Source organism: Psychrobacter sp. FME5, from assembly GCF_014861375.1.
In the GTDB taxonomy this organism is placed as follows: domain Bacteria; phylum Pseudomonadota; class Gammaproteobacteria; order Pseudomonadales; family Moraxellaceae; genus Psychrobacter.
Map to the genome: position 1 here is coordinate 1 of NZ_RRYX01000072.1, position 15229 is coordinate 15229.

13 protein-coding genes are annotated in these 15229 nt (G+C 43.4%); 3 read left to right on the top strand and 10 right to left on the bottom strand.

Translation table 11 applies throughout. The features are described 5' to 3' along the window. Positions 1–95 precede the first annotated feature (95 nt). The 6 genes from gspL to EI161_RS09885 form a co-directional block, all read right to left on the bottom strand. Positions 96–1331, bottom strand: a complete 1236-nt coding sequence (gene gspL / locus EI161_RS09860; RefSeq protein ID WP_192523732.1) for a type II secretion system protein GspL — start codon at positions 1329–1331, stop codon at positions 96–98. A gap of 129 nt (positions 1332–1460) precedes the next feature. Further along, complete coding sequence (locus tag EI161_RS09865; RefSeq protein ID WP_192523731.1) at positions 1461–1919, bottom strand: SixA phosphatase family protein; 459 nt, start codon at positions 1917–1919, stop codon at positions 1461–1463. A gap of 69 nt (positions 1920–1988) precedes the next feature. Next, complete coding sequence (locus EI161_RS09870) at positions 1989–3293, bottom strand: NAD(P)H-dependent glycerol-3-phosphate dehydrogenase (protein ID WP_192523730.1); 1305 nt, start codon at positions 3291–3293, stop codon at positions 1989–1991. A gap of 121 nt (positions 3294–3414) precedes the next feature. Then, entirely contained in the window at positions 3415–3999 is a 585-nt protein-coding gene (locus EI161_RS09875; RefSeq protein WP_225735327.1) for a nitroreductase, read from the bottom strand. 236 nt (positions 4000–4235) lie between these two features. Further along, on the bottom strand, positions 4236–5336 hold the full coding sequence (gene zapE, locus EI161_RS09880) for a cell division protein ZapE (protein WP_192523728.1): 1101 nt from the start codon (positions 5334–5336) through the stop codon (positions 4236–4238). A gap of 232 nt (positions 5337–5568) precedes the next feature. Further along, positions 5569–6228, bottom strand: coding sequence for an alpha/beta hydrolase (locus EI161_RS09885; RefSeq protein WP_192523727.1), 660 nt, complete (start codon positions 6226–6228; stop codon positions 5569–5571). 529 nt (positions 6229–6757) lie between these two features. On the opposite strand from EI161_RS09885, the gene EI161_RS09890 reads away from it, so the two are divergent. From EI161_RS09890 to xseB, 3 genes are all read left to right on the top strand, one after another. Then, on the top strand, positions 6758–7126 hold the full coding sequence (locus tag EI161_RS09890; protein WP_192523726.1) for a hypothetical protein: 369 nt from the start codon (positions 6758–6760) through the stop codon (positions 7124–7126). Between the two features lie 214 nt (positions 7127–7340). Next, positions 7341–8903, top strand: a complete 1563-nt coding sequence (gene xseA, locus EI161_RS09895) for an exodeoxyribonuclease VII large subunit (RefSeq protein WP_192523725.1) — start codon at positions 7341–7343, stop codon at positions 8901–8903. A gap of 66 nt (positions 8904–8969) precedes the next feature. Beyond that, the gene (xseB, locus tag EI161_RS09900) at positions 8970–9215 is read left to right on the top strand and encodes an exodeoxyribonuclease VII small subunit (protein WP_192523724.1); all 246 of its coding nucleotides are present in this window, start codon (positions 8970–8972) and stop codon (positions 9213–9215) included. 7 nt (positions 9216–9222) lie between these two features. On the opposite strand, the gene pncB is transcribed toward xseB, so the two are convergent. From pncB to EI161_RS09920, 4 genes are all read right to left on the bottom strand, one after another. Next, positions 9223–10464, bottom strand: a complete 1242-nt coding sequence (pncB, locus tag EI161_RS09905; RefSeq protein ID WP_192523723.1) for a nicotinate phosphoribosyltransferase — start codon at positions 10462–10464, stop codon at positions 9223–9225. Between the two features lie 442 nt (positions 10465–10906). Next, positions 10907–12748, bottom strand: coding sequence for a bifunctional peptide-methionine (S)-S-oxide reductase MsrA/peptide-methionine (R)-S-oxide reductase MsrB (gene msrAB / locus EI161_RS09910; protein ID WP_192523722.1), 1842 nt, complete (start codon positions 12746–12748; stop codon positions 10907–10909). 622 nt (positions 12749–13370) lie between these two features. Beyond that, entirely contained in the window at positions 13371–14342 is a 972-nt protein-coding gene (locus EI161_RS09915) for an ATP-binding cassette domain-containing protein (protein ID WP_192523721.1), read from the bottom strand. A gap of 92 nt (positions 14343–14434) precedes the next feature. Next, positions 14435–15184 (bottom strand): ABC transporter permease, encoded by a 750-nt coding sequence (locus EI161_RS09920; protein WP_263973719.1) that lies wholly within the window; start codon positions 15182–15184, stop codon positions 14435–14437. Positions 15185–15229: the final 45 nt, after the last annotated feature.

The following is a 15229-nucleotide window of genomic DNA, read 5'->3' on the forward strand; positions in this document are numbered from 1 at the left end:
GAAAAAACGGTACCTGCAGTACGTGATGTAGCGATATTACTTCTCACTGACTATAGATGTAAGTATTAGGCCATGTCATCAATTAGCACATTGAATCATGATACCGTCGCAGTTGCTTGTGTATCGGTATTTTCTACGACATTTACCGTCACTTGACCACTAAACTGTCCCTGTTCATTACTATTTACTTGCTCTAACCTAGCATTTAAACCCTGCGCTGCCAGTGTATCTGTGAACTGATCAAGACTATTACGATCAGGCGCGATCAACGTAAAGCTCAACGCAGACGGCTGCATCACTAACGCTTGCGCGCGTAATGAAGATTGTTTGATTAACGGTGATATGCGCGACAGTGCTGCCATATGTGAGGCAGGGGCTTGGCTATCGCTGCGCAGTTTTGGTTGTAATTGCACTTGTAGCTTAGTGCGGGGGCTTAATGGCTCGTTTGGAAACCAAGATTGATACTGCGCTGCCACCTCAGTTTTGGTAGCCACTGCCGCTTGATTATACTGATACCATTGCACACCATCAGTTGCCATCTGTAGTACCAAGGCTGACAGTGCCACCATCATCGCTACGCGCAGATATGGTGAGAGCTGCGAATCTGTTGATTTAACAAAAAAGTTAAGCGCGTGGCGTTCAGGATTTTCAATAGGTTCAGCCGATGTAGACAAGGTAGTCAAGAGTAACTGATGCTCAGCGATAATCGCCGCTGTTTGTGCCATAAAGTTGACTGGTACAGCATCAGCCAAGGTTTCTTCTATAGGTGGTAATACATTCACCTCACTTAAGTGTGGAAAGCGCTCAAAAATTAACGGTAAATAGCTGATAGCCATGCCTTGACGCATTGACTGGCGCAGGAGCATGGTCTGCTCATCTTGATACAGCGTTACTTGCTGCCCTGCACCCTCTTCTGGCGCTGGTAGCAATAAAAAATCAGGCAGTAACGCCGCTATACTCATGCCAGCCAGCTTAGCGCTTTGCTGCCATGCTTCGATATCGTTTTGTGCCAGTGCATACAATTGATGATGCTCATCATGGCTGATTTGACGAATGGCCAACTGCTCAACAGCGGTCAATGAAGTCTCTTCAAACAGGTATTGTTTGCCCGTAGTGCCCAGTTGTTTCAGTTGAGTGGTATTAAGCTCGGTATCTACTTGTAAGATATGGCTTGAAGGGAAATATAGACATAAAGTCTTTTGTGCATTGCTTTTATAACTGCCATAGATAGCTTGCAGCTGTTGCCAACTCTCGACTGACTGCCATCGTTGCACATCTTCATGCCAAACAGCCAATGGGCTATGCTGCGCTCGTAACCAAACGTGTAACACTAAGCGTGTCCTTAATTATTGAAACGGTTATAGGTGCACTGTTGTAAAAGCAACATTATAAAATATACGGTTATAAAGGAATATGTAAAAAGGTTTGGGACAATAAAATTCGACATCACTATACTGATGTCAGTATGGCTGCTCGGGTATAAAACGATTCACCTCATTTGCCATACCCGTCATCACAAAACCCATCTCAAACACGCGCGCTTCTGCCAGAGAAAATGACTCAGGATAATCACCCGTTAGTAACCCAGCGATATTGGCAATGATCGACATATGACAGACCACCACCAAACACTCTGCTTCGATATTGGCAATGTCTGCCAAAGCAGCACGTGCATCGTCAGAAGGTGTGATGTTCTTCTGTATTGTCGATGGCACATTAGGCATACGTGCCTGCAATGCTTTGAGTGTCTGCTGTGCCCTCTCATAAGGGCTTACGATAAAGTAATCAGGGTTATAATGAGTGGCAATATATTCTGCCGTCTGTACCGCTTGCTGCTGTCCAAAATCGGTCAACTGGCGCGCACTATCTGGACGCGTTTCATCTTCTGCTTGACCGTGACGTATTAATATAACTTTCATAACCTTCCTTGGCAAATAACTGTCGAAGCTTAAAACATGGTCGTGGTGTCTGTTTTGATATTTATCGCGTTACTTGTTGTCAACGTCACTATCCTCATTGTCATCCTCAGCGCTGTTGGTTGAGGTTTGCATATGCGCAGTGAGCGCAGCATTGCTATGGTCATGAGCCATGACAAACTCGACATCACTACGGAAACCCGCTTCCATCAAGTGTAGTGCAACGCCTAATGCGGCTTTATCTTCATAAATGACTGCATAAAGTGCATGGGTGATAGGCATATAAATACCTTTTTTGGTCGCCTTTTCGTGCACCTGCTGAATGGTATTAACACCCTCAGCGGTTTGACCGAGTTTTTTGACTGCCGCATCGATAGTCATACCACGGCCGAGCATATTGCCGATACGGTAGTTGCGGCTCAACTCTGAGCTACAGGTTGCGTATAGGTCTCCTACGCCAGACAATCCCGAGAACGTTAGCGGATTTGCCCCTTCTTCCACGCCAAAACGACTCATCTCTGCCAACGCTCGGGTTAGTATCATCGCTTTGGTGTTTTCGCCCACTTCATAGGCGGCTGCCATACCCATGGCAATCGCATAGATGTTTTTGAGTGCGCCACCAAGCTCAACACCCTTGACATCATCACTAGCAAACACGCGAAAAAAAGCACTGTGTAGCGCAGCCTGTACCGCATGACGCAGTGGTTCTGATTCACTGGCGATAACGGTAGCAGACGGCATGTTTTTCATAATCTCGATAGCGAGGTTTGGCCCTGACATCACTCCAAAATTCACTTCTGGCAACTCATCTTTAATAATATCGCTCATCGTGGCAAAAGTATCTTTTTCCATGCCCTTGGTCAATGAGACGATGGATTGTGCACTGATAAAAGGCGCGATGTTTTTTAAGGTCTCACGAAAAGCCAAGCCAGGCACGGCAATAAACACAATGTCTTTGTCCTTGACCGTTGCTTCTAAATCATGGCTATATTTCAAACGATCATCGAGCTTATAGCCTGGCAAATATTTTTTATTGGTCTGTGTTTTTGCCATGGCCTTAACGGTACGTTTGTTACGTACCCATAGCGTGGTATCACAGCCATTACGTGCGGCTAGGTTTGCCATTGCTGTACCAAAACTGCCGCCACCTAAAAATGCCAAACGTAACTTGGTAGGATTGCTATGGATTTCTGCCATGTTTTTTGCCACCGCTGACTCTACCGCGCTAGGGTTAAGTTTTTTGCGACCGATACCTGATTTGGTAGCACGTTCGATAATGCCTGCCAGCAGACCATTTTGTTGTTTTTCAGAGGTGTCTTTATCCACTTCATTACCATCATTGTTTAGATCTTTGCTGTTATCATTAGGACTTGTCATATTATTTATCCGTGTTGACTGACTTATTATTAATAGAATTTATCATGATTTGGGTGCTAACCCTTAATACCTTTTTGCTGATAATCTTCCCCAATAAACAACGTTTAGATGCTTTGATAAATCATGACTCAAATCGTACTAACGGCTCAATATCAATCGGTTTACGCACGGGGTCATCTTTAGGGCTGGTGCCAGTATAAACAAAAGCTGACACATAATCATCTGGCCCTACGTCAAAATATGCTTTTACTGCTGGCTCGTTACATAATAGTCCCGTGCGCCATACTGTGCTAAAGCCTTGTGATTTGAGCGCCAGTATTAGGTTTTGCACCGCAGCACCAGCACTTAGCATTTGCTCAAATGGTGGGACTTTCTTGTGTGCTTCTATTTTAGTAACCACCGTAATAATAAGCGGCGCACGTAGTGGCAGCGTTTGCGTTTTTTTGAGGTTCTTTTCGGACAACTCTTCTCCCTCACGGTCAGCTTTTGCTTGAGCCGCTTCAACTAAAGCATTGCCTAGCTCATGACGAGCATCGCCCTGCGTCACGATAAAACGCCATGGACGCAGCTTTTTATGATCGGGCGCAGTTGCTGCACACTCAATCGCCGTTTCGATTTGGGCGCGTGTCGGTGCTGGCATATCTAAATTACCCATGCTGCGTCTTGAGTTAATCCAGCCAATCAGCGCTTCACTGCTGCAAGGCATGTTATCAGTCGTAATATCCTTGACCGACAGTTTTCCTTCATTTTTCTCGTTACTGTCTTCGTTAGATTTAGCCATTATCATTCCTTATTTATTGTTATCTATTGCTGTTTTTTAGCAGTGCTATTTTTAATAATTAGCTTTTTTAGTAGTTAGTTTTGAAAACCATCAGTTATAGCAAGCTATAGTCAGTTCACTATAAAAACGATGCTTTTATATTAGGAATAAAAAGTCATCAACTATGCGGCATCTTCGACACGATGCTCCATGCGCAGATAGTCTTCTGACTGCATCTCAAGCAAGCGCGAGCGTGTTCGCTCAATCTCAAACGCCAACTTCTTCCCTTGGTACAATTCAAGAATCGATTGCTCTGCCCGAACCAGTAGTTTTACACGGCGATCATAAAACTCATCAACAAGATAGATAAAGCGGCGCGTAGGATCACGCAAATCGTCATCTAAAGCTGGGACTGCATTGACCAATACTGTGCTGAATTTCTTAGCAATTTCTATAAAGTCAGACGCTGAACGTGGTTCCATACATAAATGACGGAAATCACAGAATAAAATATCTTCTGTGCGCGCTTTAATGGTTATTTCACGGCCATTAATGATGATAGGCTCGTAGCTAATTTTTTGATTGTTAGATAAGCTGGCAAAACGGTTGGCCAGCCAGTGGTGGTTGGCTTTAGTCATCGGTGACTCATAGAGCTCTGCTTGCTGCAAGACACGTAAACGGTAGTCAATACCAGAGTCGATATTCATTACTGTAGTGTGACGCTCAACTTCAGCGATGGCGGGCATAAAACGGTCACGATGCAGACCATCTTTATACAACCCTGATGGCTCAATATTTGACGTCGCCACTAAGCTAATGCCACGACTGAACAGCATGGTGAACAAGTCCCCTAAAATCATGGCATCAGAGACGTTAGAGACAAAAAACTCATCAAAACAGATAATAACCGCTTCTTCATAAATAATATCGGCAACCTTTTCTAATGGGTTACTCTCGCCCTGTAGTTTATTTAGCTCGTGATGTATGCGCTGCATAAAGTGATGGAAATGTTGGCGCATCTTACGGTCAATGATTAATGAATCATAAAACATGTCCATCATCCATGTTTTACCTCGTCCTACCCCGCCCCACATATACAAACCCTTGGGTGCAGCTGGCTTTGACTTTAAAAAGCTAAAAAAGCCTTTTTTTTGTTCCACGCTATTATTGAGCTGATGGTACAGCTCATCTAAATAGCTCATGGCCTGATACTGCTGCTCATCTCGAGTAAACTCATCAGTACTGATGGCTTGCTCGTAACGCTGCAAGGGAGATAGACTCATAATACGACTCATTATTTGACAAAACAAACATTACAATAAAGTGTTGATACCGACAATTACGACTAACTTATGACTTCTACACTGAGATAGTCGTAACTGACATATTGGAATGGCTCAGCACCATTCTTTAGGTTAACACGGCTTAAGGTCTTACTTACTAACAATTAAAATCCATCAAGTTTTTGGTAGATAATGCTTTACATTATTATCACTAACTCTATATTGTCACTAATTATACTTTGTCATTATAGGTATGCTGCTCTAATAACTTTTTCAGCTCAGACAAGCGCCCGTGAAAAAAGTGTCCAGCACCATCTACAACGCTCACAGCAAGCCCTAAACGCTCAGCGAATGCCTGCATATTATCAGGGTCAATCACCTCATCAGCATTACCATAAACCTCAAAGGTCTTGTCTGCTGGTAAACTGATATCGCTGCTGTCGTTTTTTTCGACTGATGGCGCGATGAGGGCTATTTTAGCAATTTCAAAATCGCTTAAGCCCCATATGTGTGGCAATGTGAGGACTTGCTCCGCTGCACGCGCGGTTACATAGCCGCCAAAGGAAAAGCCACCAAGCCATAGTTTGCGGGCCTGCGTTTGCTCTGCAATCCATTGTAGCACGGTCATTGCGTCCACCACCTCACCATCAGCATAATCATGCTCGCCAGTGGACTGCCCCACACCGCGGAAGTTAAAACGCACCACATGCATACCGTTATCACGAGCGAAACGATACATGGTGGTGACTACTTTATTATTCATCGTACCGTCAAATAGCGGATTGGGATGACAGAGCAGCGCCACGGTATCGGTATTTGGATCGTTAGGATTGTCTTGTTGCCATAGCGCATCAACTTCGAGTACGCCAGCAGGAGCGGGAATCAATTGCATAAATTTACTTATTAATGAAAAGTGAATAGGTCAATTATCCTAGATATGGTTTATATTTCAAGTGATTTGCTGTGTCCTACTGATATCAACTATTTTTTAAACGTTAAATTATGCTGGTAGTGGCTGCAAGCAAGCAAAATTTATAACAGTAGCACGCTGTAATGGCTGTACTCTTTTTATTTAAAACCAACTATATTTGACAATGTTTGGCAAAATTTAGCCATTTTAAGACCACTAAATGATTAAATGTATTAATTGATGACATGCCCCCAGGTCAACTTTAGTATGTAATATAAGCGCAATACCGAACACAATAACCGTCTAGACACTCAATATATGAATAGGTTAGATTTACCCTGAGCTTTAAACTTATTAATTGATTCATGACACCCGTATTTGCATCGTTTATATTTAATGCGTTAGTCTTTTAGAGTCAACCTTCTATATCGATTTTTTATATTTAAACCTTTATTTTTGATTTTTTGTACTTAACTTTTTCATGTTCAACTTACAGGAACTAGGAATCATTATGAATACTTTTAATAAAACCGCTACTTTAACAGCGACTTTGGCCGCCGCACTAGCGTTAAGCGCTTGTCAAAGCACGCCTTCCTCACCCGTCATTCAGCGTGCCAATTCCATTTATGAGACCACAGGTATCGGTGACACTAAAGTAAAAGCTCAGCAAAATGCACTTGATAGCGCTAAGACGACTTGCCGAAGTAAGCAAGTCATTATCGTTGATGACAAGGTCAAATATAATGGTGTTTTGGATGAGCGCACTGGTCGTATGGTTGGACAAGCGGGCGCCGTTATCGGTTCAATTTTCGGTACTGGATCGCCAGATTTATCACGTAAAGATGATTATGAATACATGATTAACTTCCGCTGTCAGTAAGCGAATAAGCGATACCGTGAGGCGACTTTTGAGTCATAAATAATCGGTACAATAAAAACATTTCATAGCCAATAAACTTGCGATGTAGATACTACATCAATCGCAACTTATTGGCTTTGCTTTTTGTACAGCGGCTTTTGGGGTAAACTACTCTACGTAGTCTTTTATCTCGCCTAGCCAATCTTTAAACTTTAATCACCTTTGGTCTTCTATTATGCGCAAACCTAACCTATCGAATATCAAACAAGCCGACACTAAAAGATCTAAGGTATTAGCGCCTGCCAAAGATTTAGCAACCTTAGAAGCCGAGCTGGCAGAGCAGGAAAACAGCCTAGAAGTCAATTTAGAAGATACGGTTTTGCGCCTTAGTGATTATTTATCAGCGGTGGATATGGTCATCAAGCAAACCTTTAATCATCGCGTGTGGGTCAAAGCTGAAATACGCAACCTATCTAGCAAAGGTGGGCATTATTATTTTGAGCTGGCAGAAAAAGACGACGATGGTAAAGTTATTGCTAGCTGCCGTGGCAATCTTTGGCGTTTTAAAGCGGCGCGGGTCCTAGCCAAGTTTGAGCGGGCAACCGGTATGCCACTTGAACGTGATTTAACGGTTCTACTCAAAGTATCAGCAGGTTTTCATGCACAATATGGCTTCTCGCTCACGATTGAAGATATTGACCCCAGCTATACGTTAGGCGATTTGGCGCGCCAATATGCGGAAATGGTCGATAGATTGACTGGTGAGGGCCTATTACACCTCAATAAACAGCTGCCTGTCCCATTTGATATCGAGCATGTCTTAGTTATTGCCCCTGAAAAAGCAGCAGGATTGGGCGATTTTCAAGCCGATGCGGATCTTTTAGCCAGTACAGGTGCCTGTCATTTTCATTATCACAATGCCACCTTTCAAGGCAATCATGCGCCAAGCGAGATTCGCCAAGCAATCGTCAGTGCCCAGCAGCAGTTTGAAGATACTTATCAGCGTTTGCCAGACTTATTGGTGATTATTCGCGGTGGCGGCGCTGTTGGTGATTTGGCCTACCTCAATGATTATGAGCTTGCCGCCTTAGTCGCTGAGCAGCCTGTCCCTGTCTGGGTGGGCATTGGTCATGAACGCGACAAAGTTATCTTGGATGAGGTCGCCCATACTAGCTTTGATACCCCGTCAAAAGTAATCGCCGCTATTAGTAGCCATTTGGCGCAATTAGTCACTCAGACATTACAATATCAAGCGCAAATAAAACAGGCCGCCCAACATCAATTGGATATCGCTGAGCAGCAAACAACACGCCAGTTAAGCCAAATACAATCACAAACGATTGGTCAACTAACCGCACTGCAAAAAGACAGCGACTATGCCTGGCGTAGCATTCAACAAAGCGCCCAGCGGCAGGTGAAGCAAGCAGCTAGACAAACAAGTGAGCTGCGTGCACAGATTCAAACCTCTGCTTATCAGCAGCTATCAATCGCCTCTACTTATAGCCAAAACCATCAAAAGACCATTATGAAAAGTGCGCAGCAGCAGCTAATACAAGCACAGCGTAACAGCGAGCATCTGCGTGATATCGTACTCTTACATCGACCTTCACGCGTGTTAAAGCAAGGCTATACTATGCTTACTGATGAAAAAGGCAAGCAGATACTGACCAGTAGCAGTCAGCTATATCCTGAACAAACCGTGCATATCGTCTTAAAAGATGGTAAAGCCAAAGCGCATATTATCGATGTTAAAACGACGGACACTCAAACCATGAAACCTGCAAATGACTCAGCTTAGTCACATAGCAATATTTAATATACATAACCATTATTTAACCCTTCATTTTTAATATTAGGAAACCCTATGACAACGCCTACTCGCCGACGCAAAAAAGCCGCCCCAAAAACCTTTAAGGCGGCTTACGATATTCTAAAAACCAATGCTGCTGAATTACAGCAACAAGACGAGCCTGACATTGATAATTTAATGACGACGGTAGAAGAGTCGATTGCCGCTTATCGTGTTTGCGAGACCCGCATCAATGCCGTACAACAAGCATTAGATGCCGCCTTCGCCGAAGAAGATAAAACAGAGAAAAGCGATAGCTAAGCCTTTTTTATTCGGGCTCATCAACCTCAAATACTTGGCGCAGATAGGCAAGATACGTGTCATTATTGATCATGGTCTTGCCTGGGCTATCAGACAGCTTCGCGACTGGCTGCCCATTACACTCAACCAGCTTAAGAACAATATTTATCGGCGTAATCCCCATATCATTGGTGAGGTTGGTACCGATACCAAAGCTGGTTTTAATGCGGTCTTTGAAATACTGGTGTAAATCCCAAGCTTTATTAAGATTTAAACCATCACTAAAGGTCAGAATTTTAGTTCTAGGGTCGATTTTTAGCTTTTTATAATGGGCAATCGCCTTGTCACCCCACACGTATGGGTCGCCGCTGTCATGCCGCAAGCCATCGAAAAGTTTGGCAAAGTATAAATCAAAATCACGTAAGAACGCATCCATCCCAACGACATCAGTCAGCGCAATACCCAAATCGCCGCGATATTCATGTACCCACGCTTCAAGCGCTGCTTTTTGTGAGTCTCGTAACCGCACATCCAAGGCCTGAAATGCCTGCATAAATTCGTGCGCCATCGTGCCAATTGGCGTCATGCCGAGATTTTTGGCAAGAAGCACGTTAGAAGTCCCACCCACGATCTTTGGTTCAGCCTTGTGTAGTGTTTCTACCACATGGGCCTGCCAATGTTTATTAAAACGCCGACGCGTACCAAAATCAGCAACGATAAAAGGCGGTGTATCACGGCTGTTTTCTGCTTGTTCTGCGGCATAGTGATGCAACAGCGCCACTTTTTCATCGAGCCTACGCTGGCCTTCTTCGATGACACTGGTATTTGACAAAGCCTTAAAATACAGCTCATTAACAATCGCTAGTACGAACACTTCAAAAAACATGGCTTGAATCATCGGCCCTTCTATATCGACAAACAAGCGGCCTTGCTCATCGGTACTGACGGTAATAAAACGACGTTTCAGCTTAAAGAGCTCTAAGTAATCAACAAAATCTGAGCGCATAAAGCGTAAGCCGCGCAAGTAGTCCAGTTCATCTTCCAAAAAACGCAATTCGCACAAACTGTCTAATTGCTGCTCTAACTGTTGTTTGATATCAGCCAATGGATAGACGGTATCTTTGTTGTTTCGGCAGCGAAAACGATAGACACCGTAAGTTTGTGGGAACTGGTGCAGCATCGCTTGCAACATAGTGAATTTGTACAAATCGTTATCAAGCAACGAGGTAATAATAGGTTCAAAAGTTGTAGAATTATGGGTAACGGTCATGTTACAGCCTTAAATGCAAAAATGAAAAATCGCCAAGAAACCAAGCGACGAAATAGGGTGACGTAACTATAGCAATGCTATTAATAGATAGATCACAAGCCTTTGAGTATAACGAAGTTTGAATTATTTTTCATAACTCACAGGCTATAACAGCAAAAATACAACGATAATATTGGCCGTTCTAAATAAAATCGATACACTGATCGACACACGGGTAGCCACGTGCTACTGGAATAAATTTTTTCTTGCTTGCTGTTCGCAAGCGTGACAGAGGAGAGGCTGCGAAAAACTTACTCCAGTAGCACTCATACCGGTTTTAAAGTGAATCAACTATAGAGTTTTTCAACATGCTTTCACAGTAAAAACTATAAAACATAAGCCATAAAAAAGACGCTAAGCATTGCTTAACGTCTTTTGCAAGATTAATTACCAACATTAATTATTAAGGTTTTGCAGGCTTAACCAATTTCACCAAAGGCGCATAGCCTGATTGTGGCATCACACTAACTGGGATGAACTGCAATGCACCGCCATTGATACAATAGCGCAGACCACCACGATCTTTAGGGCCATCTGGGAATACATGACCCAGATGCGAGTCTGCTACTCGTGAGCGAATCTCGGTACGCACCATATTAAAGGCATTATCCTGATGTTCTGTGATAACTTGCGGATCGATGGGCTTAGTAAAGCTTGGCCAGCCACATTGTGAATTATATTTATCCGTCGATAAGAATAATGGCTCACCGCTCACAACGTCTACATAGACACCAGGAGCAAATAAATCATCATATTCGTGACTAAAGGCACGTTCAGTACCTGCATCTTGCGTGATATTGTATTGGGCCTTGGTCAAGGTGTTTTTAAGATCACCTTTATCAAACCCATCATAACGCTTCGCGTCTAAGGTTTCAGCAATACTGGTTACAGGTGCAAGCTTAGTGCGTGCGGCACCTTCAGGTTTATCATCAGCGAGGCTTAAATCAACGTGGCAATAACCATTTGGATTTTTGGCCAAATAATCCTGATGGTACATCTCCGCCAAATAGAAGTTATCTAACGCTTCGTTTTCTACCACAATTTTTTGTTCATATTGACCTTGAACACGTTTAAGTGCCGCATCAATCACCGCTTTATCTTCTTTATCAGTGTAGTAGACGCCCGAACGGTACTGTACGCCGCGATCATTGCCCTGCTTGTTTAGGCTGGTTGGGTCAATCACGCGGAAGTAATATTTGAGAATCGTATCAAGATCAGTTTTATCCGCATCGTAAGTGACTTTTACCGCCTCGACATGTCCTGAACCACGAATCACTTGCTCGTAGCTTGGGTTGGCAGTATCGCCATTGGCATAGCCTGATATTGCATCAACAACACCATCGACGCGTTCCATATAGGCTTCAACGCCCCAGAAGCAACCACCTGCCAAATAGATTGAGCGCGTATTAATCGCTTTACCTTTGTCGTTATAGTAAACACCATCTTTTTGCTTAATGGTCTCAATCTTATTATTGTTATCTAAGGCTTGGGCGTTTGCAGGCTTGGCATTACCCGCTTTGAGCTCAGCAAAATTATTATCAGCGTTTTCAGCCAGTGCGTAGGCTTGCTCTGCTGACATGTTACCTTTGACTAAATGGACTAAGTTGCCATTTTTATCCAATATCGCCCAGCTTGGATACACTTGCACGCCAAGCTTATTAATCAGCTCACCCGAAGCATCAGATAACACGGGTAGTTTTGGGTAATCGGCTTGGACACCAGCGTACCAAGTACTGAATTCGCCGTCGGCTTTTTCATTTAAATGGCCGGGGCTTGCAACGGTAACGACATTTAAATCTGCAAATTTAGGATCAGTGCGCCAGGCTTCTGTTTCTTCAAGCGTACCCAAACATAGCGGACACCAGCTTGCCCAAAACTTAACCAAAGTAGGTTTGTTGGGGTCAATAACTGCAGCACCTGTGTCACCCAAGCCTTCCGTTAACTGTGGCAATGCTTGCATTTGCTTGAGCATATCAGAGGGCAACATATCACGTGAACTGGTCACACCACTGTTTTGGCTACTCGCTTTAGTACTGCTACTCGTATTATTGTCCGCACCGCTCATTTGCCCACAAGCAGCCAGTATCCCTGCACTTAAAACAGTCGTTACGCCAAAAGCACTGACGTTCTTTAGCCAGCGTGATGGTGCACGTGATGACTTTGTCGCCAAGTTGTTGCGGTTATGTTCATGACTGTGACTGTCATTATGGTTGTCATTACGATTACGAATATCTTTATGTGGCATGATGGGTCCTTTTTAAGAAGTCTTACGGCCATGGGCTATATAATACCGTTCACAAAAATTAGAGTAGCAAGGAAAAAGAGTGCAAGTGCTACGCACTGTAGATTAAACGAGTTTGACACAGCTAATCGCACTTTTTGGGGTTTGGTATAATAATCACTCATGGTCTTCTTGCGCTATTGATTAGAATAAGTGAGTCGATACTTTAAAGAATATAATTGTGCTGTATGGCTATTGGCTATCATCGAATAATGATGAATCAAAGCACTTGAGGATTAAAAATCTGATCATTCGCTTTTACTATTGAAGCTATATTCTTTATAACGCTTTCTAGATAGCAATATCTTATCTACATTAGAACATCTTAATAGTATACATCGATATTGGAGTTTACTTTAATAGTAAAATAGCGATTGCTACACTTTTTTAACAACAGAGTAAGAGTAGTGACAGAGAAAGGGAGGGTTAACTTGGTTACTAACCCTGAGTATATTTATATGGGGGCATATCTAAGAAAACAAACAATATCATCAATTTAATCAATAAGTTGATGATAAAACTGCGATGGTTGGACGGCCTAATATAAATGAAATATGAGCGTAAACTGTCTTATTAAGAAGTCTTATTAAGCTTTAGCACTCATAAACTGCGCAACATAATCGTCGGCTGGATTGTGACGTAAATCATTGGGTGAACCTGTCTGTACCAAACGACCACCATTTAAAATACTAATACGTTGACCTACTTTAATGGCTTCATCAATATCATGGGTGATAAACACAATGGTTTTATTTAGGCGCTCTTGTAATGCTAGCAGCTGATCTTGTAATTGGGCGCGAATGAGCGGGTCAAGAGCGGAGAACGCTTCATCCATCAGCAAGATTGGATTGTCTGTCGCTAGCGCTCGTGCCAGCCCAACACGCTGCTGCATACCACCTGACAGCTCATCAGGGTAGCTTTGCTCCAAGTTAGATAGCCCTACTTCATTGAGCCAGTACTTTGCAATTTCGTGGCGTTCTTTGACACTCATTTTTCGCACACGCAAACCGTAAGCGACGTTTTGTATCACGGTCATATGCGGCACTAAACCAAAGTGCTGAAACACCATGCTGACCGTTTGCTGGCGGTACTGCTGCAAGCCTTTATCATCAAGCTCTAAAATATTGATAGCAGAGGGTGAGTTTTCAACGTCTGACAGCTTAGTAGTACTCACCCCTGTATTACCTAACGCTGCATTTGTCGCTGTTTCGGCGATGGTTGCAGCCGTTTTCGTTGAGTTGGTATCAATTATTGAGGGATTGGTAGAAGTCTTGGTATTAATGGCTGTGTCGACCCATATCTTGCCGCTAGTGGGATCAATCAAACGATTGATATGACGTATCAATGTTGATTTTCCAGAACCAGACAGCCCCATTATACAATGTAACTCACCGGCCTTAATATTGAGATTAATATCATAAAGCCCGACCGAATAGCCCGTTTGATTCTTTACCGCGATGCTGTCCATACCCTCAGCCAACAATGCCAGTGCAGACTGTGCTTGTTCGTTACTGGCATTATATATCTTACTGATATTCTCTAGCTGGATATGATTCATCGTTGTTCTCTTTATTTTGATTTTTTAAGTTTTATCTATCTGGGTCAATTGATAGCGCACCTGTTCTTTATCATTACCGATGCAAACCATTATTACCCAATCGGGTGCTTTCCTGCGGCGATGGTCTTTTGTCGCGCGCGCTTACCTTGACCAAATGCCTGAGTAATACGGTCAATGATAATCGCTACGATAACAATAGCCGTACCTGCTTGTAAGCCCTGTCCGATATTTAGCGTTTGGATAGATTGCAATACGTCTTCGCCAAGACCAGGTGCGCCAATCATAGAGGCAAGTACCACCATCGCCAGCGACATCATCACAGCTTGATTAATACCTGCCATGATACTGGGTAGCGCCTGTGGTAACTTAATCCACACAAGCAGTTGCAGATGAGTGCTACCAAATGAACGCCCTGCTTCGACCATTTCATGATTGACTTGAGTGATCCCCAGAGTCGTTAGACGAATCAATGGCGGCAATGCATAAATAACTGTCGCAAATAACGCAGGCACTTTACCAATCCCAAATAGCATCAACACAGGAATAAGATACACAAAGCTTGGCATAGTCTGCATCACATCGAGTATCGGCGTGACGATTTTGCGCAGCAGCTGACTACCCGACATGGCAATACCGATAGGAATACCAACCACCACCGTGACCAATACCGAAACGATGAGTAGTGCTAAGGTGTCAATTAATGCGCCCCATAACCCAAAGGCACCAATCAAAAACAGCCCTGCGCCGCATGCCAGCGCAAACCAAATTTTACGTACGCCAAACCAAGCCAATACCGTAACCAACGCAATAATCAACCATGGTGGAATGACGGTTATTGACATACTCCCGCCACTTTCGACAAGCTCAAGCGGGGGATTCTAAAAGCA